This window comes from Conexibacter sp. CPCC 206217, assembly GCF_030646165.1.
Lineage (GTDB): Bacteria > Actinomycetota > Thermoleophilia > Solirubrobacterales > Solirubrobacteraceae > Conexibacter.
In genome coordinates, this window is record NZ_JAUTDO010000003.1 from 1 (window position 1) to 19,003 (window position 19,003).

Annotated in this window: 22 protein-coding genes; 17 read left to right on the top strand and 5 right to left on the bottom strand. The window is 72.3% G+C overall.

Annotated elements, in window-relative coordinates; all coding sequences use genetic code 11:
* Positions 1-119 precede the first annotated feature (119 nt).
* Positions 120-410, bottom strand: coding sequence for a hypothetical protein (locus tag Q7L65_RS08300; RefSeq protein WP_304720288.1), 291 nt, complete (start codon positions 408-410; stop codon positions 120-122).
* A gap of 308 nt (positions 411-718) precedes the next feature.
* Positions 719-1,822, bottom strand: coding sequence for an isocitrate/isopropylmalate family dehydrogenase (locus tag Q7L65_RS08305; RefSeq protein ID WP_304720290.1), 1,104 nt, complete (start codon positions 1,820-1,822; stop codon positions 719-721).
* A gap of 68 nt (positions 1,823-1,890) precedes the next feature.
* Between Q7L65_RS08305 and Q7L65_RS08310 the strand changes: the two genes are divergently transcribed.
* Positions 1,891-2,223 (top strand): hypothetical protein, encoded by a 333-nt coding sequence (locus Q7L65_RS08310; protein ID WP_304720292.1) that lies wholly within the window; start codon positions 1,891-1,893, stop codon positions 2,221-2,223.
* A gap of 4 nt (positions 2,224-2,227) precedes the next feature.
* Here Q7L65_RS08310 and Q7L65_RS08315 read toward each other — a convergent pair whose 3' ends face one another.
* On the bottom strand, positions 2,228-3,454 hold the full coding sequence (locus Q7L65_RS08315) for an MFS transporter (protein WP_304720293.1): 1,227 nt from the start codon (positions 3,452-3,454) through the stop codon (positions 2,228-2,230).
* Complete coding sequence (locus tag Q7L65_RS08320) at positions 3,454-4,041, bottom strand: HD domain-containing protein (protein WP_304720294.1); 588 nt, start codon at positions 4,039-4,041, stop codon at positions 3,454-3,456. The genes Q7L65_RS08315 and Q7L65_RS08320 overlap by 1 nt, the downstream gene beginning before the upstream one ends.
* A gap of 79 nt (positions 4,042-4,120) precedes the next feature.
* Here Q7L65_RS08320 and murA point away from each other — a divergent pair, with 79 nt between their 5' ends.
* From murA to hisF, 8 genes are read left to right on the top strand one after another with little or no spacing between them, the layout of a single operon-like run.
* Entirely contained in the window at positions 4,121-5,425 is a 1,305-nt protein-coding gene (murA, locus tag Q7L65_RS08325; protein ID WP_304720296.1) for a UDP-N-acetylglucosamine 1-carboxyvinyltransferase, read from the top strand.
* Between the two features lie 16 nt (positions 5,426-5,441).
* The gene (gene hisZ / locus Q7L65_RS08330; protein ID WP_304720298.1) at positions 5,442-6,470 is read left to right on the top strand and encodes an ATP phosphoribosyltransferase regulatory subunit; all 1,029 of its coding nucleotides are present in this window, start codon (positions 5,442-5,444) and stop codon (positions 6,468-6,470) included.
* On the top strand, positions 6,470-7,111 hold the full coding sequence (gene hisG, locus Q7L65_RS08335; protein ID WP_304720301.1) for an ATP phosphoribosyltransferase: 642 nt from the start codon (positions 6,470-6,472) through the stop codon (positions 7,109-7,111). The genes hisZ and hisG overlap by 1 nt, the downstream gene beginning before the upstream one ends.
* Positions 7,101-8,381 carry a histidinol dehydrogenase gene (gene hisD / locus Q7L65_RS08340; protein ID WP_304720303.1) on the top strand — a complete coding sequence of 427 codons (1,281 nt, stop codon included), beginning with the start codon at positions 7,101-7,103 and terminating at the stop codon, positions 8,379-8,381. The genes hisG and hisD overlap by 11 nt, the downstream gene beginning before the upstream one ends.
* Positions 8,378-8,974 (top strand): imidazoleglycerol-phosphate dehydratase HisB, encoded by a 597-nt coding sequence (gene hisB / locus Q7L65_RS08345; protein ID WP_304720305.1) that lies wholly within the window; start codon positions 8,378-8,380, stop codon positions 8,972-8,974. Before hisD ends, hisB begins: the two co-directional genes overlap by 4 nt.
* Positions 8,971-9,720, top strand: coding sequence for an imidazole glycerol phosphate synthase subunit HisH (hisH, locus tag Q7L65_RS08350; RefSeq protein WP_304720306.1), 750 nt, complete (start codon positions 8,971-8,973; stop codon positions 9,718-9,720). The genes hisB and hisH overlap by 4 nt, the downstream gene beginning before the upstream one ends.
* A complete protein-coding gene (gene hisA / locus Q7L65_RS08355) occupies positions 9,717-10,454 on the top strand; it encodes a 1-(5-phosphoribosyl)-5-[(5-phosphoribosylamino)methylideneamino]imidazole-4-carboxamide isomerase (RefSeq protein ID WP_304720308.1) in 738 nt (245 codons plus the stop codon). The genes hisH and hisA overlap by 4 nt, the downstream gene beginning before the upstream one ends.
* 15 nt (positions 10,455-10,469) lie before the next feature.
* The gene (hisF, locus tag Q7L65_RS08360; RefSeq protein WP_304720309.1) at positions 10,470-11,264 is read left to right on the top strand and encodes an imidazole glycerol phosphate synthase subunit HisF; all 795 of its coding nucleotides are present in this window, start codon (positions 10,470-10,472) and stop codon (positions 11,262-11,264) included.
* Here the strand turns inward: hisF and Q7L65_RS08365 are convergent.
* Positions 11,261-12,835, bottom strand: coding sequence for a PQQ-like beta-propeller repeat protein (locus tag Q7L65_RS08365; protein WP_304720310.1), 1,575 nt, complete (start codon positions 12,833-12,835; stop codon positions 11,261-11,263). The genes hisF and Q7L65_RS08365 overlap by 4 nt on opposite strands.
* Positions 12,836-12,860: 25 nt before the next feature.
* Here Q7L65_RS08365 and Q7L65_RS08370 point away from each other — a divergent pair, with 25 nt between their 5' ends.
* The 8 genes from Q7L65_RS08370 to Q7L65_RS08405 all read left to right on the top strand — a co-directional run bounded on the left by Q7L65_RS08370 (position 12,861) and on the right by Q7L65_RS08405 (position 18,929).
* Positions 12,861-14,159: a hypothetical protein gene (locus Q7L65_RS08370; protein ID WP_304720312.1), complete on the top strand. Its 1,299-nt coding sequence runs from the start codon at positions 12,861-12,863 to the stop codon at positions 14,157-14,159.
* Positions 14,160-14,187: 28 nt separating this feature from the next.
* Positions 14,188-14,934 carry a polyphenol oxidase family protein gene (locus Q7L65_RS08375; RefSeq protein WP_304720313.1) on the top strand — a complete coding sequence of 249 codons (747 nt, stop codon included), beginning with the start codon at positions 14,188-14,190 and terminating at the stop codon, positions 14,932-14,934.
* A gap of 60 nt (positions 14,935-14,994) precedes the next feature.
* Positions 14,995-15,666, top strand: coding sequence for a YggS family pyridoxal phosphate-dependent enzyme (locus Q7L65_RS08380; protein ID WP_304720314.1), 672 nt, complete (start codon positions 14,995-14,997; stop codon positions 15,664-15,666).
* A gap of 102 nt (positions 15,667-15,768) precedes the next feature.
* Positions 15,769-16,398: a cell division protein SepF gene (locus Q7L65_RS08385; RefSeq protein ID WP_304720317.1), complete on the top strand. Its 630-nt coding sequence runs from the start codon at positions 15,769-15,771 to the stop codon at positions 16,396-16,398.
* A 93-nt stretch (positions 16,399-16,491) separates the two neighbouring features.
* On the top strand, positions 16,492-17,256 hold the full coding sequence (locus Q7L65_RS08390) for a pyrroline-5-carboxylate reductase (RefSeq protein WP_304720319.1): 765 nt from the start codon (positions 16,492-16,494) through the stop codon (positions 17,254-17,256).
* Complete coding sequence (locus Q7L65_RS08395) at positions 17,253-17,564, top strand: YggT family protein (protein ID WP_304720321.1); 312 nt, start codon at positions 17,253-17,255, stop codon at positions 17,562-17,564. The genes Q7L65_RS08390 and Q7L65_RS08395 overlap by 4 nt, the downstream gene beginning before the upstream one ends.
* Positions 17,564-18,037, top strand: a complete 474-nt coding sequence (gene lspA, locus Q7L65_RS08400) for a signal peptidase II (RefSeq protein WP_304720323.1) — start codon at positions 17,564-17,566, stop codon at positions 18,035-18,037. Before Q7L65_RS08395 ends, lspA begins: the two co-directional genes overlap by 1 nt.
* Complete coding sequence (locus Q7L65_RS08405; RefSeq protein WP_304720325.1) at positions 18,015-18,929, top strand: RluA family pseudouridine synthase; 915 nt, start codon at positions 18,015-18,017, stop codon at positions 18,927-18,929. The genes lspA and Q7L65_RS08405 overlap by 23 nt, the downstream gene beginning before the upstream one ends.
* Positions 18,930-19,003: the final 74 nt, after the last annotated feature.

The following is a 19,003-nucleotide window of genomic DNA, read 5'->3' on the forward strand; positions in this document are numbered from 1 at the left end:
CCGTAGCACATGTGTGTGGCCCCGTCATCCGCCGATGACGGGGCCACACCCCTTTAACAACCCACACCACGCCGCAACCACCAAGCCAGAACTCGACCCACACGCCAGGCAGAGCGGGGCTAGCGAGCGGTGCGTTCGCCGGCGCGGAGCGCCGGGTGGCGTTGCGGGAGCGGAGAGCTGCACGGTTGGGTCGCGCGATCGACGGTGCCCGGGCGACGCCGGCGCTCGATGCGGGCGGGGCGGCGGTGCGGGTACGTCTGCTCCTGCGTCGGCTCGAGTTCGAACAGCGGCTCGGTGAGCCAGTCGCGGTCGCTCGCCGCGGCCGCCTCGTGGTCGACGGGACGGAGCATCGCCTCGGCGAGATCCATCAGCGCCGCGCCGATCAGCCTGGGTACACGAGAAGAGAACATGTGTTCGGTAAGGTAGCCACCTTCTCGGATGGAACCGCACTGCATCCGCTCCAGATGCGAAGAGATCGCAGAATGCGCCGTCTTTACGGGTGAAAGCGACGCATCGGCTGCAATGAAAGTTGCAGCGAGGGTCTGCCGACACGAAAGCATGTTCGTGTCGGCGACCGGGATCCGCGAGGGGCGGCGGCTCGCGCCGGAGGACCGAAGGATTGCGACTGCAGAGTAGTAGTAATCCTTCGGTCCTCGCGCTGCCGGGCCCCGGCGCGGTGCTGCGGGCCCGGCGCGGTGGGCCTGGCCGAAACTGCGGGTCAGTTGGACCCGAGCGTGGACCAGACCTCGATCTTGGTCCGGACCCGGTCGATCACTGCGTCGGTGAACTCGGTCGTGCCGGCGTGGCCGCCGAGGTCCGGCGTCTTGACGCCGGTCGCGGTCGCCTCGAGCACCGACTCGTAGATCGCGCGCGAGGCGCGCTCGGCGCCGGGGTGGTCGCGCTCGGCGGCGTGGCGCAGGACGGCGCCGGTCGCCAGCAGCATCGCCATCGGGTTCGCGACGTCCTTGCCTCTCAGCGCGGGCGCGGTGCCGTGGGGCGCCTCGACCATCGCGACCTTCGTCTGGTACTGGTCGTCGAACGACAGCAGCACCGACTCGGCGCCGGCGATCGAGCCGAACATCGGCAGCACGAGATCGGAGAGGCAGTCGCCGTCGCGGTTGAGCGCGGGGACGACGAGCGGCTGGTCGGCCGCGCCGCTGACGAGCCCGGCGTACGTCGCGTCGATCAGGACCGGCTCGTAGGCGACGTCGGCGTGGCGCAGGGCCGCGGCGTCCATCTCCTCCTTGAGCATCCCTTCGTAGATCGGGGAGACGGTCCACTTCGGGCCGCCGTAGACGCGCGCCTGCATCGCACGCGCGGCGCGGAAGGCGTACTCGGAGACGGCGCGACAGGTCGAGCGCGTGACGTGCTCGGTGCGGTAGGCGACCTCGTCGGCGGCGCCGGCGTCGCCCTCGCGCCATTGCTTCGCGCCGTAGGCGTCCTCGATCGCCATCCGCACGATCGAGATCGGGTAGTGGACGCCGGCGATCGGCGTCACGCCCGGGATCCGGCGGCCGGTGCGGATGATCACCTTGCCGTCGACCTCCTCGCGGAGGATCCGGTTCGGCGAGCCGACGTCGTCGGCGCCCTCGGGCGTGATCGTCGCGGCCTTGATGCCGAAGCCGGACTTGCGCATCGCGATCGCGGCTTCGTGCACGACGCCGTTCTGGGTCGCGCGGCGATTTGCGAGCGAGAGGTCGAAATGCTCGAGTTCAAGCGCCAGACCCGTCACCTCGGGGTCGAGCACGCGAACGGCCTGGTCGAGCAGTTCCTGACCCGTCTCGTCGCCTTCGAGGATGGTGATCTTCAGCGGCTCGGACATGCGCCGGACGATAGCCGAGGAGATCGCCCCGGATACCTGTGGCGCGGCCCGGCGCTAGGGTCTCGCGCGTGACCGATGTGAGATGCAGCTGGTGTGGCGCCGCGATCGAGCCGGATGACGGCTACCGCGCGGCCGAGCAGGCGGGAGAGCGGCTCGCCGCCTTCTGCCGGCTGGAGCACGTCGTGCCGTGGGCGATCCAGGGACCGCACTGGGGCGCCGGCACGCTGACGCCGCAGCCGCGCGAGGAGCCCGCGCTGAGAGCGTGCGCCCACTGCGGCGAACCGCTCGACGACACGCGTGTGCTGCTCGTCCGCCATCGCGGCGAGTACCGCATTGCCGACGCCTTCTGCACGACCGACCACCTGCGCGCCTGGGCGACCGCGGGCGGCCGTTGGCAGTGAGCGGCTAGACCGCCTCCCGCCGCGTCTGCTCGACCGGAGGCTCATAGGCGGGATACAGCGTCCCGCGCAGGGCGATCGAGATCAGCGCTCCGATCACCGGGCCGATGCACGCGAGCGCGATGCCCCAGCGCGCGTTGGTCGCCTCGACGATGATGCCCGCGAGCGCGGCGCCGGCGGCGGCGCCCGCGACGTTGGCGGTCATCATCCAGGTGGTCGCCTCGGTCGTCGTGCCGGGCGGGGCGACGTGGTCGATCAGCAGGTAGGCGGCTGCGGCCGACGGTGCCAGCGCGAGCCCGGCGATCACCGCCATCACGCCCATCAGCGGGATCGAGTTGGCGATCAGCAGCGGCAGCGTCGTCAGCGCGAGCACGACGTGCAGGACGATGAAGCGCGAGACGACCGGGCTCGACCACTGCCGCGCGCCGTACCAGACACCGCCGAGCACGCTGCCGACCGCCATCAGCGACAACAGGATCCCCGCCAGCTCAGCCTCCTGGCCATGCTCGACCGCGAACGCCGGCAGCGCGACCTCCAGCGCGCCGAACGAGATCCCCGTCGGCACGATCGCGAGCATCATCGTGCGCATGCCGGGGGAGCCGAGCGCGCCCGCGCGCGTGCGCTCGTACGGCGGGCTTCTCCACGAGCGCGCCAGCGGGGCGGTCGCGAACCAGAGCGTGCCGGTCAGGCTCAGCGCGATCGCGACGATCAGCGCGACGGGCGTCGAGCTTATGGCGATCAGCACCGTCGTGATGACCGGCCCGACGATGAAGAACGCCTCCGCGACGATGCCCTCGAACGTGTAGGCGGTGTTGCGCGCGTCGGCGTCGTGCTCGAACACCTGCGCCCAGACGGAACGCATGCAGGCGCCCAGTGGCGGCAGCGCGGCGCCGCCGACGAACGCGAACAGGCACAGCGCCCACGTCGGCGAATCGTTGCGCGCGCAGGTGATCACGCCGATCACCGCGAGCGCGTTGGCGAGCGTCGAGGGGATCAGCACCGGCGCTTGGCCGAAGCGGTCGACGAGTCGGCCCTGGATCGGCGCGAGGAAGCCGGCGCCGATCGCCCATGCGGCGCTGGCCGCGCCCGCCTGGGCGAACGAGCCGGTCTCGGCGCGCACCAGCAGCACGATCGCGAGCGAGAAGATGCCGATCGGGATCCGGCCGATCAGCAGCGAGACGATCAGCCGCGCAGTCCCGGGGGGCTGCAGCAGGACCCGGTAGGCGTCGAGCATCAGGCGGTCGGGTCGGGATCGCGCGGCGGAAGCAGCGTGTCGGACTGCTCGGCGAGCGCGGCGATCACGAAGGCGACGTGCTCGTCGAAGTCGACGCCGAGGGCGGCTGCGCCGCTGCGCAGCTGGTCGCGGTCGACGGCGGCGGCGAAGCTCGCCGTCTTCATCTTCTTCTTGACCGACTTCGGCGTCATGCCCTGAAGGCCCTCGGGTCGTACGTATGCGCACGCGAGGACGAACCCGCTCAGCTCGTCGACGGCGTACAACGCGCGCTCCAGCTGCGAATCGCGCGTCAGTCCCATTTCGTCCGCGTGCGATCCGATTGCTCGAATGATCTCATCCGGATAGCCGCGGCGCTCCAGCTCCCGCATCGCGATCCGCGGATGGCCGTCCTCCAGCGACGGGAACCGCTCGTAGTCCAGATCGTGAAGCAGCCCGGTGATGCCCCACAATTCTTCGTCCTCGCCGAAATGGCGCGCGTACGCTCGCATGGCGGCTTCGACGGCGAGCACGTGACGGCGCAGGGAATCGGACTCGGTCCACTCGCAAAAGAGGGTCCAGGCCATGTCGCGCGAAATCCCCCCTGGCATGGCTGTTACCCTAGCTCAGCGTTCCGGCTCCGACCCCATCTCCGTGACCGATCTGCGGGGCCGACGCCATCCCCCTCTTATGGAGAAGTTCGTCATACAAGGCGGCGTGCCGCTTTCCGGTACGTTCACGCCCGCGGGCAACAAGAACGGCGCTTTGCCGATCCTTGCCGCCACCCTCCTGACCGACGACGAGGTCGTGCTGCGCAACGTGCCGCGCATCAGCGACGTGCAGTCGCAGATCGAGCTGCTCGCGGATCTCGGCGCGAAGGCCGACTGGATCGGCGACAACGACGTCGCGATACGCGCTGACGGGGTCACCAAGACCGACCTCGACCGCAGCCTGTCCGAGCGCATCCGCGCGTCGTTCCTGCTCGCCGGTCCGCTGCTCGCCCGTTACGGCCGCGCGCTGATGCCGCCGCCGGGCGGCGACGTGATCGGCCGCCGCCGCCTCGATCCGCATCTCGACGCCTTCAAGGCGCTCGGCGCGACGATCGAGCAGGACCGCGACATCCTGCTGACGGCCCCGCGCGGCCTGACCGCCTGCGACTTCCTGATGGACGAGCCGTCCGTGATGGCGACCGAGAACGCGCTGATGGCCGCCGCGCTGACGCCCGGCTCGACGATCATCCGCAACGCCGCCTCCGAGCCGCACGTGCAGGACCTCGCGCGCATGCTCGTGAAGATGGGCGCGCAGATCGACGGGATCGGCTCCAACGTGATGACCGTCCACGGCGTCGACAGGCTGCACGGCTGCGAGCACCGGATCGGCCCTGACCACATCGAGATCGGCTCCTTCATGGCGCTCGCCGGCGTGACCGGCGGCGAGCTGCTGATCAAGGACACGTATCCCGAGGACCTGCGGATGGTGCGGCTGATCTTCGCCCGCATCGGCCTTGAGACCGAGATGCGCGGCAACGACATGTTCGTGCCGGGCAACCAGAAGCTCGTCATCACCAACGATGCCGGCGGCTACCAGCCGAAGGTCGAGGACGGCCCGTGGCCGGCCTTCCCCGCCGACCTCACCTCGATCGCGCTCGCGCTCGCGACACAGTCGGAGGGATCGGTGATCATCCACGAGAAGATGTTCGAGAACCGGCTCTTCTTCACCGATAAGCTGCAGCTGATGGGCGCCGCGATCACGATCTGCGATCCGCACCGCGCGCTCGTCGTCGGCCCGCGCCGCTTGCGCGGCGAGCGCGTCGAGTCGCCCGACATCCGCGCCGGCATGGCGATGCTGATCGCCGCCCTGGCCGCGCAGGGGACGACCGAGATCGGCAACATCCGCCAGATCGACCGCGGCTACGAGCGGATCGACGAGCGCCTGCGCGCGCTCGGCGCCCGCATCGAGCGCGTCGAAGACGGCGACCGCATCCACGCCCACTAGCCGGCCCGGTCCACCCGTGATCCATCCGATCCCCAGCGGCACGCGCGACGTGCTGCCCGACGAGATGCGAGAGCTGCGCGCGATCCTCGCCGCCGCCTACGACGTCTTCGACCGCGCCGGCTACGGCGAGGTCTCCACACCTGCGCTCGAGTACGAGGACACGCTCGCGATCGGCGGGGTCGGCGGCGCGCTGCCGGTCTACCGCCTGTTCGACGAGGCCGGCAACGTGCTGACGCTGCGCTCCGACATGACGGTGCCGATCGCGCGCCTGGTCGCGACGCGCTTCGCGACCGCGGAGCCGCCCGTGCGGCTGTGCTACTTCGCGGCCGCCTACCGTGGCATCAAGCCGCAGCGCGGCCAGTCGCGCGAGTTCCTGCAGGCCGGCATCGAGCTGATCGGCGCGGCCGCGCCCGACGGCACGGCGGAGGCGCTGACGCTGCTCTGCGACACGCTCGACGCGGTCGGGCTCAAGAGCTACCGGATCGGGCTCGGCGACGTGGCGCTGTATCAGGCGCTGCTCGACAGCCTCGACGTCGTCGGCGAGCCGCGCGAGCGGATGCTGCACGAGCTCGTCACGCGCGACTTCGTCGGGCTGGAGCGTGAGGTCGACGCGCTGCGCCTGAGCGACGCGAACGCGATCCGCCAGCTGAAGCGCACGCCGCAGCTGCGCGGCGGCCCGGAGCTGCTCGAGACGCTCGACGGCGTCGCCAGCCAGGCGGCCGAGGGGCTGCGCAGAATCCACGCGCTGCTGGAGCCGCGCGTCGCCGAGCGGGTCATCTTCGACCTCGGCCTCGTGCGCGACCTCGGCTACTACACCGGCGCGATCTTCCAGGTCTACGACCCGAAGCTGGGCGTGCCGCTCGGCGGCGGCGGGCGCTACGACGACCTGCTCGGGCGCTTCGGGCGCCCGCTGCCAGCCGTCGGCTGGGCGCTGACCGTCGACCGTCTGCACATCGCGCTGGCCGGGGAATCCTCGCGTGGCGGCTCGGATTCCCTTGGAAGAACTCGCCTGGCGGCTCGCTCTTGCGGCGAGGAGGCATCCTGATGAGCGCGCTTCCCAACGGCGGCCTGACGATCGCGGTGCCGCGCGGCGCGCTGATGAACGAGTCGCTTGACCTGCTCGACCGGCTCGGGATCGACACCAGCGAGATCCGCGCCAACGACCGCAAGCTGCTGTTCAGAGACGTCGGGATCGTCACGATGCGGCCCTCGGACGTGCCGACGTACGTCGAGTCCGGCGCCGCCGACATCGGCATCACCGGCAAGGACGTGCTGATGGAGCAGTCCGAGCGCGAGGTCTACGAGCTGCTCGACCTCGGCTTCGGCCGCTGCGTGATGGTGCTCGCGTCGGTCGCAGGCGACGACGCCGGCGCGGAGGCGCTGCGGCGCCTGGGCGTGATGCGGATCGCGACGAAGTACCGCAAGATCGCGATGAACCACTTCGAGCGCACCGGCCGCCAGGCCGAGATCGTCGAGGTGAAGGGATCGGTCGAGCTGGCGCCGCTGACCGGCATGGTCGACGCGATCGTCGACCTGACCGCGACCGGCACGACACTGCGCGAGAACGGACTCGTCGTGCGCGAGGAGATCGCGGTGACGACGGCGCGGCTGATCGCCAACCCGGTCGCGCACAAGCTCAAGGCCGCCGCGATCGACGCGATAGTGGAGCGGCTGCGTGCGGCTTGAGCGCCTCACGCTGCCCGACGCCGCCGCAGCTCCCGCCCTCGCCGAGCAGCTGCGCGCGCTCGTCCCGACCGGTGCCTCGGTCACCGAGCCGGTCGCCGCGATCCTCGCCAACGTGCGGGCGCGCGGCGACGCGGCAGTCGTCGAGCTGACGCGCAAGCACGACACCGGCGGCGCGGAGCCGAAGCCGCTGCGCGTCACCGACGCGGAGTTGCAGGCGGCGCTCGACTCGCTGGCGCCCGACGTCCGCGCTGGCCTTGAGGTCGCGGCGCAGAACATCGGCGTCGTCGCCGCGATCGGGCTCGACGAGACCCGCGAGGTGACGCTCGGCCACGGCCAGAGCGTGCGCCTGCGCGAGGTCCCGGTGCGACGGGCCGCCGTCTACGTGCCCGGCGGCCGCGCGCCGTACCCGAGCACGGTCCTGATGGGCGTCGTGACGGCCGTGACGGCCGGTGTCGAGCAGGTCGTGCTGTGCGCGCCGCCCGGCCCCGACGGCGACGTGCACCCGGCGATCCTCGCGGCGGCCGCGCTGGCCGGCGCGGACGAGGTCTACCGGATGGGCGGCGCGCAGGCGATCGCCGCGCTCGCCTACGGCACCGAGACGGTGGCGCCGGTCGACGTGATCGTCGGCCCCGGCAGCCTGTGGGTGCAGGAGGCCAAGCGCCAGGTGCAGGGCGCCGGCCGCGTCGGGATCGACGGCTTCGCGGGACCGAGCGACGTGCTCGTGCTGTTCGACCGCGGCGCCGACATCCGCCTCGTCGCGCTCGACCTGCGCGCGCAGGCGGAGCACGGCGGCGACAGCCTCGTGATCGCGGTCTCGCCGGACGGGGACGCGCTCGAAGCGCTCTCCGACGGGCTCTCGGTCGTGCCCGAGCCCGGGGTCGGCGCGCTCGTGCAGACGCGCGACCTCGACGACGCGCTGGCGCTCGCCAACGCCTTCGCGCCCGAGCACCTGGAGCTGATCGGCGCCGGCGCCGAGGCGCTCGCCGACGAGGTCCGCAACGCCGGCTGCCTGTTCGTCGGCGCCAACGGCGCGACCGCGTTCGGCGACTACGTCGCCGGCTCCAACCACACGCTGCCGACCGACGGCGCCGCGCGCTTCGCCTCCGGGCTGTCCGCGCGGCACTTCCGGCGCCGCATGGCGGAGGTGCGGATCCCCGCCGCGGCGGCCGCGACGCTGGCGCCCGCGGGTGCCGCGATCGCCCGTGCGGAGGGATTCGAGCTGCACGCGGAGTCGATGGAGGCCCGCATGCGGGAGAATCCCTCCTCATGAGCGAGCGCACCGCGACGATCGACCGCACGACGGGCGAGACCGAGATCCACCTGACGCTGGACCTCGACGGCGCGGGCGCCGGCGAGCGCACGACCGGCGTCGGCTTCTTCGACCACATGCTCGACCTGCTCGCGCGCCACGGCCGGCTCGACCTCGCGGTCGCCGCCACCGGCGACCTGCAGACGGGCGCGCACCACACCGTCGAGGACGTCGGCATCTGCCTCGGGCAGGCGATCGACCGCGCGCTCGCCGACCGCCGCGGGATCCACCGCTACGGGCAGGCGACGGTGCCGATGGACGAGGCGCGCGCCGCCGTCGCGATCGACATCTCCGGCCGCGCCTACGTCGCCTGGGAGGTCGCGCTGCCGCCCGGCACGATCGGCAACTTCGACCACGAGCTGGCCGAGGAGTTCTTCCGCGCCGTCGCCGGCAACGCCAGAATGGCGCTGCACCTGACGGTCGAGGCCGGCACCAACGTGCACCACATCGTCGAGGCGCTCTTCAAGGCGTTCGCGCGCGCGCTGCGCGGCGCCGTCGCGATCGACCCGACCGAGACGGGCGTCCCGAGCACCAAGGGAACGCTCACCTCGTGACCGGCACGCCGCCAACCCGAAGAACGAGCCCCCCGGGCGAGTTCTTCGAAGGCGACGCAAGGCCGCAGGCCGCAGCTTCGCCCACGATCGCGATCCTCGACTACGGGATGGGCAACCGCCGCTCGGTCGAGAAGGCGTTCGCGCACGTCGGCGCGCGGCCGCTGGTGACGCGCGACCACGACGCGATCCGCGCCGCCGACGGCGTCGTCGTGCCGGGCGTCGGCGCCTTCCCGCGCGCGATGCGCAACCTGCGCGAGCTGGGGCTCGACGAGGTGATCCGCGAGCGCGCGGGCGCCGGCGTGCCCGTGCTGGGGATCTGCCTCGGCATGCAGCTGCTGTTCGAGTCCTCCAGCGAGGTCGAGCCGGCGACGGGCCTCGGGCTGCTCGCGGGCGAGGTGCGACCGCTCGACGCGAAGGGCGAGCGCGTGCCGCACATCGGCTGGAACGTCGTGCGCTTCGAGCGCGCCACGCGCCTCAACGCCGCGCTGCCGCAGGCGGTCGCCTTCTACCACGTGCACTCGTACGTGGTCTCGCCGACCGATCCCTCCGACGCGCTCGGCACCGCCGTCTACGGCGAGCGCTTCGTCAGCGCCGTCGCGCGCGACAACGTCTTCGGCGTGCAGTTCCACCCCGAGAAGTCCTCCCGCTTCGGGCTGACGCTGCTGGCCAGCTTCAGCGCCGCGTGCGGCGGCACCGACGCGCACGCCACCGACCCCGACCGAGTGCAATCCCAATCTCACGCATGATCCTCTACCCCGCAATCGACATCCGCGGCGGCAGCGCCGTCCGCCTCAGACAGGGCGACTTCGCCGACGAGACCGTCTACGACGCCGACCCGCTCAGCGCCGCGCGCGCGTGGGTCGAGGGCGGCGCCAGATGGCTGCACGTCGTCGACCTCGACGGCGCCCGCGACGGCAGACCGGCCAACCTCGAGCACCTGCGCCGGATCGCCGGCGAGCTGGGCGTGCCGGTCGAGTTCGGCGGCGGGCTGCGCTCGCGCGCGGCCGTCGACGCCGCGATCGAGGCCGGCGCCGAGCGCGTCATCCTCGGCACCGCCGCCTTCAACGACGTCGACTTCCTCGACGACGCCGTCGCCGCCTACGGCGAGCGCGTCGTCGTCTCCGTCGACGTGCGCGGCGGCAAGGTCGCCAGCGCCGGCTGGACCGAGCAGACGGAGATGGAGGCGACCGCGGTCATCGACCATCTGCAGCGCCGCGGCGTGAAGAAGCTCGTCTACTCCAGCATCGAGCGCGACGGCATGCTGAACGGCCCCGACCTCGACGAGGTCGCGCGGATCGCGACCGTCGTCAGAGGCGCGTTCATCTACTCGGGCGGGATCGGCACGCTCGACCACCTCGCCGCGCTCGCGAGCCTGCGCCAGGTCAACCTCAACGGCGTGATCGTCGGCAAGGCGCTGTACGAGCGGAAGTTCACCGTCGCCGAGGCGCTCGACGCGCTGAAGCCGACGGCGAAGGCGTAGGGGCGGGCCGCTCGCGTGCACGCCAAGCGCGTCATCCCCTGCCTCGACGTCGACGCCGGCCGTGTCGTGAAGGGCACGGCGTTCGTCGACATCAGAGACGCCGGCGATCCGATCGAGCTGGCCGAGCGCTACGACGCCGCCGGCGCCGACGAGCTGGTCTTCCTCGACATCACGGCGACCTCCTCGCAGCGCGACACGGTCGTCGAACTGGCGCGGCGCACGGCCGACAACGTCTTCATCCCGTTCACGATCGGCGGCGGGATCCGCTCCGTCGAGGACGCGCAGGCGGTGCTCGACGCGGGCGCCGACAAGGTCGCGGTCAACTCGGCCGCGGTCGCGCGGCCCGAGCTGATCGACGAGATGGCGGAGCAGTTCGGCGCGCAGTGCGTCGTGCTCGCGATCGACGCGAAGCAGTGCTTTCCCGATCCGATCGAGCAGAGCTCGTCCGGCTCGCGAAAGCATTGGGAGGTCTTCGTCGCCGGTGGGCGCAAGGCGACCGGGCTCGACGCGGTCGAGTGGGCGCGCGAGGGGGCCGAGCGCGGGGCGGGGGAGATCCTCCTGACCTCGATGGACAGGGACGGCAGCAACGTCGGCTACGACCTGCCGCTGACGGCTGCCGTCGCGGCGGCCGTCAACGTCCCGGTGATCGCCTCCGGCGGCGCCGGCGAGCTGGACCACCTGACGCAGGCGCTGGAAGCGGGTGCCGACGCCGTCCTGTGCGCGTCGATCCTGCACTACGGCAGATTCACCGTGCCGCAGATCAAGGCGCACCTGGCCGCGGCCGGCGTCTCGATCCGCGCGGTCGACTAGCCCTTCGCTCTTCCCGTTCTCGCTCTGCGCACGGCCCGTCTGGCTCTGCGCACGGCCCTTCTTGCTCTTCTCGCGCTCCGTCTTGCTCTTCTGACAGCTCTTCTCGCGCTCCGTCTTGCTCTTCTGCCGGCTCTTCTCGCGGTTCTCGCGGCTCTTCTGACGGCAGGCGTGGCGGCGTCCCTCGCAGCCGCTCTGCGGGCTTCGACGCGCGCGATCCGAACGGCCTCGACCAGCGCGGCCTGCGCGGCTCTCCACGCTCTCGGTCTGCGCGTCGGCAGCAGCTCGAAGATGTTGTTGTAGCCGACGAGGTAGACCGCGCGGCGGTCGGCGACGACCGGGGTGTAGGAGCCCTCGGGGAACTTGAAGACCGGCTTGCCGGTGCGCGCGTTGAGCCCGTGCGAGTCGTAGGCGCCGAGGTTGGAGAAGTAGACGATGTCGTCGAGCACCGTCGGCGAGCCGGAGATGCGGTTGCCGCTGGCGAACTTCCAGCGGACGGCGCCGGTGCGCGCGTCGAAGGCGTAGAAGTTGCCATCGTAGGAGCCGGCGTAGACGGTCGGGCCGAGGCCTCTGATGTTCGCCACCGCGGGCGCCGCGTAGACGTAGCCACCGGTCCCGGTCGCCCAGCCGAGCGCGCCGTCCTTCGTCGAGAACGAGTAGACGCGGCTGTCGGTGTTGCCGAGGTAGACGCGGCCGAACGCGATCGCGGGGGTCGAGTAGAACTGGCCGGAGCCGAAGCCGAACTTCGTCCCGTTGGTGCCGACCTGCCAGACGCGCCTGCCGTCGCGCGCCCGCACGGCCTGGACCTTGCCGCCGTAGTCGCCGAAGTAGAGGTTGCCGCCGTCGTAGGCCGGCGCGCCCTTGACCGCGCCGGCCGCCTGGTAGGTCCACTTCGTGCGCCCGTTTCTGGCGTCGAGCGCGAAGACGGTCCCGTTCTCGGTGCCGAAGTAGAGCGTGCCGTCGCGCAGCAGGGGCGAGGACTCGGCGCGGCTGGGCAGGTCCTTTGACCACAGCGGCTTGCCGTCGGTCTCGCGGAAGGCGGCGACTCTGCCGGCGTTGGTGCCGTCGAGCCGCTGCAGCGCGACGACGTAGACGTTGCCGTCGCCGATCGCGGGCGAGGCCGCGGCGAGCTTGCCGACGTGCTGGCGCCACTGGATCTCGCCCGTCAGCTTGTTCAGCGAGCGCAGCCAGCCGTCGTCGTCGAAGACGAACAGGTCGGGGCCTCTGATCACGGGCGGGAACTCGATCAGCACGTCGCCGCGGTAGGTCCAGCCGCGCTTGAACGGCGGTCTGAGGTACGCGGGCGAGTTGCTCCAGGTGCGCGTGCGCGCCTCGTTGAGGCCGTAGGTCGGCCACGAGAACGTGTCGACCGGTCTCGCTCTGGGTCTCGGTGGGGCGGGCGGCGGCTGCGTCGTCGTCTCGCTGGTCGCGGTGAACGCGACGTCCGGATTGGACACGTCGCCAGGCTCCCGCAGCAGCAGGAAGGCGGTCGCGCCGCCTGCAACGATCAGCACCAGGGCGGCGGCGAGGGCGACGAGCAGACCGCGCCGACGGCGTGGCTTGGGGCTCGGCATCGGCCGCGCATGGTAGTACAGCGCTGTGAAGAACTCGCCCAGCGACCTCTCCGAGCGCCTGCGAACGCTGCCCGCTGCGGCTCCGCTGCTGCGCGTGCTGGGCGGCGATCCACGCGTGTTCGTGGTTGGTGGAGCGGTGCGCGATGTGCTGCTGGGGGATGCGCCGCTCGACCTCGACCTCGTCGTCGAAGGCGACGCGGGCGAGGTCGCGGCTCGCTTGGCCGAGGGACTCGCCGGGACCGTGCAGCTGCACGACCGCTTCGGTACCGCGACCGTCGTCGCCGACGGGCGTTCCTACGACCTGGCGCGGGCTCGCACCGAGCGTTACGCGCGGCCGGGCGCGCTGCCCGATGTGCAGCCCGGCACGCTGGAACAGGATCTGCGGCGGCGCGACTTCAGCGTCAACGCGATCGCGGTCGCCTTCGACGGGCGCGTCGCGGCGGTCGAGCACGCGTTCGAGGACCTCGCGCAGCGGCAGTTGCGCGTCCTGCACGCGGAGAGCTTCCGCGAGGACCCGACGCGGCTGCTGCGGCTCGTCCGCTACGCGACGCGGCTCGGCTTCGGCGTCGAGCCAGCGACGTCGCGCCTCGCCGACGAGGCGATCGCCGACGGCGCGCTGCGGACTGTCACAAGCACGCGGATCGGCAACGAGCTGCGGCTGCTGCTGCGCGAGCCCGAGGCCGCGGCCGCGCTCGCGTGGATCGCCGGCTGGGGCGGCGGCGACGCGCTCGTGCCGAGGCTCTCGTTCGATCCCGAGCTGGCCGCGCGGGCCCGCGCCCTGCTCGCCCCCGACGGCCGCCCGGACCTGCTCCTGCTGGCCGTCGCGACGCTGCGTGTCGGCGCCCCGCTGGCCGCCTGGCTCGGCGACCTCGGCTTCTCCGCGCGGGCACGCGACACGGTCGTCGCCGCGGCGCATGGAGCCGCGCGGGCGGGGGAGCGGCTGGCGGCGGCAGGGACGGGCGCGCGCCGACCCGACGCGGGCGACGGCGCGGCTGCGCGCGCGGGCGCGGGGGTAGCGCGAAGCGGTGGCGACGAGCGCCCGTCGGCGATCGTGGACGCGCTGCGCGGCGCGAGCCCCGAGCTGGCCGCTCTCGCGGGCGCGCTCGGGGGCGAGACAGCCGCCGTCGCTGCGGCCCGCTGGCGCGACGAGCTGCGCGGGGTGCGGCTGGCGATCGACGGCGACGACCTGCGCGCGGCCGGGGTCCCGCAGGGCGAGGCGGTCGGGCGCGGTCTGGCTGCGGCGCTGCGCGCGAAGCTCGACGGCGAGGCGGACGGGCGCGACGCGGAGCTGAGCGTGGCGGTGGCGGCGGCGAACGTGGGCTGACCGTCTCGCCGCGGCTACCATCCGGCCAATGAAGCTTCCCGCCCCCTTCGAGTGGCATCGCGAGCACGTCGGGATCGAGCTGCCCGGTGGGCGGGCGCTGTTCACGACGCGCCGCGGCGGGGTCTCGCGCGGGCCGTACGACTCGCTCAACCTGGGCCGCTGGACCGATGACGAGCCCGCGGCCGTCGAAGAGAACCGCGATCGGCTCGCGGCCGCGATCTGCATGCGGCAGGAGGCGATCGCGCAGGGCTTTCAGGTGCACGAGGCCGCCGTGCGGCGCGTCACGACGCCGCCGGAGCCGATCGCCAGACCCGCGCCCGCCGACGGGCAGGCGACCGCGCTCGCGGGCGTCGCGACGCTCGTGCTCGCCGCCGACTGCCTGCCGGTCGCGCTGATCTCCTGCGGCGCCGTCGCGATGGTCCACGCCGGTTGGCGCGGGCTCGCGGGCGGCGTGCTGGAGGAGGGCGTGCGGGCGCTGCGCGAGCTGGGCGCGAGCGGCCCGATCGCCGCCGCGATCGGGCCCGGGGCCGGGGTCTGCTGCTACGAGACCGGCGCCGAGGTGCACGCGGCGTTCGCGCGGCACGGCGACTCGGTGCGCGTCGGCGACCACGTCGACCTGAAGGCGATCGCGCGGCGCGAGCTGCGCGCGGCCGGCGTCGCGGAGGTCCACGACGTCGCGCTCTGCACGATCTGCAGCGACCCGGCGCTGTTCTTCTCCCACCGCCGCGACGGCGGCGTCACCGGCCGCCAGGCGGGCGTCGCGTGGCTGGCGTGAGCCGCGACCTGCGCGGCGCGCCCGCGGCGGCGAGCGGCGAGCGCGGACGACGGAGCGACGATGGTTGAACCCGTCTACGGCCTCGACGCCGATCGCGTGCGCGCGAACCTCGTCGAGGCGCAGGAGCGGATCGCGGTGGCGGCGGCGCTGTCGGGGCGCGGACCGGAGGAGGTCGAGCTGCTGGCGGCGGTCAAGTACGTGCCGCTGGAGTCGATCGCGGTGCTCGCGCAGGCCGGCGTCACGCTCGTCGGCGAGAACCGCGCGCAGGATCTGGAGGCGAAGGCGGGCGCCCATCCCGGCCTCTTCACGTGGGATTTCATCGGCCACCTGCAGAGTCGCAAGGTCAAGCAGGTGCTGCCGTGGGTGCGGCTGATCCACTCCGTCTCCAGCGACTCGGTGCTGGAGCAGCTCGGCCGCCACAAGGCGCTGGCGGGGCCGCAGCTGGAGGTGCTGATCGAGGTCAACGTCGCGGGCGAGGCGTCCAAGAGCGGCGTCGCGCCAGCGGATCTGGCCGCGTTCGCCGCGCGCTGCCCTGTGCCCGTCACCGGCCTGATGACGATGCCGCCGCTGGCGCCGCGCGCGGAGGACAATCGCCGCCATTTCGCCGCATTGCGGGAGCTGGCGGAGCAGCACGGGCTCCAGCGCCTCTCGATGGGGACCTCGCAGGACTACGAGGTCGCGGTCGAGGAGGGCGCCACGATCGTGCGCCTCGGCTCGACCCTGTACAGCTGACATCCGGCGCTTCTGTGCCAGCGGGGCGCGCGAAATGTTGCCGAAGCGCATAATGGATCGGCGTGCAGGGATTCACCGAGCCTGCGCGAACCACTCACCGTCATGGCATTTCGCGACACCTGGCACCGCGCGCTCGTCTACTTCGGCCTCGCCGTCGAGCACGACTACGACGACGAACCCGATTACGATCGCGACCGCGATCGCGGTCGGGGACGCGAGCGTGAGCGGCAGTACACCGAACCCGAACCAGAAGCCGAGCTCGAAGATCAGTACCGCGAGCGTCCGAACGTGCGCCGGCTCAGCAGCAGCCGCCGGCGTCGTGACGAGATCGACGACATCTTCGCGGACGACGCTCCGGCCGAGCGGCGCACGAGCGTGCTGCGCCCGGTCGGCGGCAGCGGGAGCGGCAACAGCAGCAGTAGCGGTGCGGGTGTCCGCAACGGTCGCAGCGGGGAGGTCCGCGTGCATCTCGTCGTACCGAAGTCGTTCAACGACGCCCAGGACGTGGCGGACAAGTTCAAGGACTCGATCCCGGTCATCCTCAACCTGCAGGGGTCCGACACGGACCTCTCCAAGCGGCTGATCGACTTCTCGTCAGGTCTCACCTACGCGCTCGACGGCGGCATGCAGCGGATCGCCGACAAGGTCTTCCTGCTCACGCCCCGCAACGTCGAGGTCTCCGCCGAGGAGCGCGCGAGGCTGATCGAGAAGGGCTTCTTCAACCAGAGCTGAGCCGGCGGGACGCGCCGCGCCGCGGCGTGTCGCGACGGCGCTCGCCGCGAGGCGCGAGCCGTCCCGCGGGGTCCGGTCGATACGCTTGCGCCCATGCAGGTCGGACTGATCGGATCGGGGAACATGGCCAGCGCGCTCGCGCGCGGCTGGGGCGACCCCGTGCTCTGCACCGACGCGCTGTTCGGCCGCGCGGAGGACCTTGCCGCCGAGCTGGGCGGCGAGGCGATCGCGAGCAACCGCGAGCTGGCGCAGCGCGCCGACCTCGTCGTCCTCTGCCACAAGCCCGACCAGTTGGCCGAGGTCGCGGCCGAGGTCGCGGGCGCGAAGCCCGAGCAGCCGATCGTCTCGATCCTCGGCGGCGTCCCGCTCGCGAAGCTGCAGGAGACCTACCCCGGCCAGCCCGTCTTCCGCCTGATGCCGAACGTCGCGGTCGAGGTCAGACGCGGCGTGATCTGCCTCGCGCACGATCCCGCGATCGACACGCAGCTCGCCGACCGCGTGCTGACGCTGCTTGAGCGCGTCGCGACGGTCGTCAGGCTCGACGACAGACTGATCGACGCCGCGACCGCCGCGATGGGCGTCGGCCCCGCGTACGTCGCGCTGCTGGTCGAGGCGCAGGTCGACGCCGTCGTGCGGCTGGGGCTGCCGGCGCCGGTCGCCGCGACGCTCGTGACCGAGACGATGGCCGGCACCGTCGAGCTGCTCGCGGCAAGAGACAACGACACGCTCGCGGTTCGCCGCGCGGTCACGTCGCCCGGCGGCTCGACCGCTCGCGGCCTCGCCGCGCTCGACGCCGGCGGCGTGCGCACAGCGTTCCAGGAGGCCGCGGACGCGGTCGTGCACGGAGGCAGACGATGAGCCCGACGCTGGTGTTCGGAGACACGCGCGGGACGATCGCGGACTACGTCGACGCGGTCTTCACGGTCTACCTGATCCTGATCTTCGCGTACATAGTCGTCTCGATCGTCTTCTCGGTCGGCCTGCGCGTGCCGTACTCACGCTGGACGAACGCGATCTTCGACTTCCTCAGACAGGTCGTCGAGCCGTACCTCAACGTCTTCCGCAGATTCCTGCCGAACTTCGGTCCGTTCGATCTCAGCCCGATGGTGGCGACGATCGTGCTGATCATCGTCTGGCGGATCGTCGTCGGCCTGATCCGCGGCTGATGGGCGGCGGGAGGACCGCCGGCGCCAGCTGGCTGCGCGTCGCGCTCGTCGCGGCCGTCGTGCTCGTGCTGGACCAGCTGACGAAGGCGCTCGTGCGCGCCGACGTCGCGGTCGGCGAGAAGAACGAGGTGCTGCCGTTTCTCGACATCGGCCACGTCCACAACGACGGCGTCGCGTTCGGCTTTCTCGGCGGCGGCGGCGCGATCGTCCTGATCGTGACGTTCGCGGCGCTTGCGCTGCTGATCGGCTTCTTCGCCCGCAACCCGGGCCGGCCGCTGCTGTGGCTGCCGACCGGGATGCTGATCGGCGGCGCGATCGGCAACCTGATCGACCGCATCCGCCAGGGCTACGTGACCGATTTCATCGAGCTGCCGCACTGGCCCTCGTTCAACGTCGCCGACATCTCGATCACGTGCGGTGTGCTCGTGCTCGTCTTCGTGCTGGAGCGAAATGCCCGACCCGCTGCTGCTTGACGTCTCACCCGAGGCCGCGGGAGAGCGGCTGGACAGCTTCCTCGCCGGCCCGCTCGGCTCGCGCGCGAAGGCGCAGCGGCTGCTCGACGCCGGCCTCGTGACCGTCGACGGCAAGGCGCAGCCCAAGCGCCACAAGGTCGCCGCCGGCGAGCGGATCGAGGTCGCGCCGGAGCCGCACGTGGAGCAGGAGCCGGCCGGCGACGCGCCCTTCACGATCGTCTACGAGGACGAGCACCTGCTGCTGGTCGACAAGCCCGCCGGCGTCGTCGTGCACCCCGCGCCCGGCCATCGCAGCGGCACGCTGTCGCAGGCGCTCGCCGGCCGCACGAGCGGAGCCGCGGCGGGCGGCGAGGACCCCGGCCGCGCCGGGATCGTCCACCGGCTCGACCGCGACACCTCGGGGCTGCTCGTCGTCGCGAAGTCCGAGCAGGCGCACCGCGAGCTGAAGGCGATGATCGAGGCGCGCGAGGTGCGCCGCGAATACCTCGCGCTGGTGGAGGGGACGCCGCCGGCACGGACCGGCACGATCGACGCGCCGATCGGCCGCGACCGCCGCGTGCGCACGAGGATGTCGACCGAGACCGACGACCCGCGCGACGCGCGCACGCACTTCACGCTGGAGCGGGCGCTGCCCGACTCGGCGCTGCTGCGGGTCGTGCTGGAGACCGGCCGCACGCACCAGATCCGCGTCCATCTGCAGGCGATCGGCTTCCCCGTCGCGGGCGATCCCGACTACGGCAGAGCCGGTCGCTTCGGGCTGCAGCGGCAGTTCCTGCATGCGACGCGGCTCGCCTTCACGCATCCGCTCACGGGCGAGCAGATCGACGTCAGCTCGCCGCTGCCGCCGGACCTCGCCGCGGTCCTGGCACAGCTGGAGTCGCAGCTCGACTGAGCCGCGGCCGGGCGCGAGACGGCGCGTGCGCCGATCTCGCGTAGACTTACCTTCGTACGCAGTCAAACGAACCC

Bases quoted from the DNA above. Each gene is read 5' to 3' on its own strand.
- Q7L65_RS08300 (WP_304720288.1), bottom strand. From the start codon at position 410: ATGTTCTCTTCTCGTGTACCCAGGCTGATCGGCGCGGCGCTGATGGAT.
- Q7L65_RS08305 (WP_304720290.1), bottom strand. From the start codon at position 1,822: ATGTCCGAGCCGCTGAAGATCACCATCCTCGAAGGCGACGAGACGGGT.
- Q7L65_RS08315 (WP_304720293.1), bottom strand. From the start codon at position 3,454: ATGCTCGACGCCTACCGGGTCCTGCTGCAGCCCCCCGGGACTGCGCGG.
- Q7L65_RS08320 (WP_304720294.1), bottom strand. From the start codon at position 4,041: ATGCCAGGGGGGATTTCGCGCGACATGGCCTGGACCCTCTTTTGCGAG.
- murA (WP_304720296.1), top strand. From the start codon at position 4,121: ATGGAGAAGTTCGTCATACAAGGCGGCGTGCCGCTTTCCGGTACGTTC.
- hisG (WP_304720301.1), top strand. From the start codon at position 6,470: ATGAGCGCGCTTCCCAACGGCGGCCTGACGATCGCGGTGCCGCGCGGC.
- hisB (WP_304720305.1), top strand. From the start codon at position 8,378: ATGAGCGAGCGCACCGCGACGATCGACCGCACGACGGGCGAGACCGAG.
- hisA (WP_304720308.1), top strand. From the start codon at position 9,717: ATGATCCTCTACCCCGCAATCGACATCCGCGGCGGCAGCGCCGTCCGC.
- Q7L65_RS08365 (WP_304720310.1), bottom strand. From the start codon at position 12,835: ATGCCGAGCCCCAAGCCACGCCGTCGGCGCGGTCTGCTCGTCGCCCTC.
- Q7L65_RS08375 (WP_304720313.1), top strand. From the start codon at position 14,188: ATGAAGCTTCCCGCCCCCTTCGAGTGGCATCGCGAGCACGTCGGGATC.
- Q7L65_RS08380 (WP_304720314.1), top strand. From the start codon at position 14,995: ATGGTTGAACCCGTCTACGGCCTCGACGCCGATCGCGTGCGCGCGAAC.
- Q7L65_RS08385 (WP_304720317.1), top strand. From the start codon at position 15,769: ATGGCATTTCGCGACACCTGGCACCGCGCGCTCGTCTACTTCGGCCTC.
- Q7L65_RS08390 (WP_304720319.1), top strand. From the start codon at position 16,492: ATGCAGGTCGGACTGATCGGATCGGGGAACATGGCCAGCGCGCTCGCG.
- Q7L65_RS08395 (WP_304720321.1), top strand. From the start codon at position 17,253: ATGAGCCCGACGCTGGTGTTCGGAGACACGCGCGGGACGATCGCGGAC.
- lspA (WP_304720323.1), top strand. From the start codon at position 17,564: ATGGGCGGCGGGAGGACCGCCGGCGCCAGCTGGCTGCGCGTCGCGCTC.
- Q7L65_RS08405 (WP_304720325.1), top strand. From the start codon at position 18,015: ATGCCCGACCCGCTGCTGCTTGACGTCTCACCCGAGGCCGCGGGAGAG.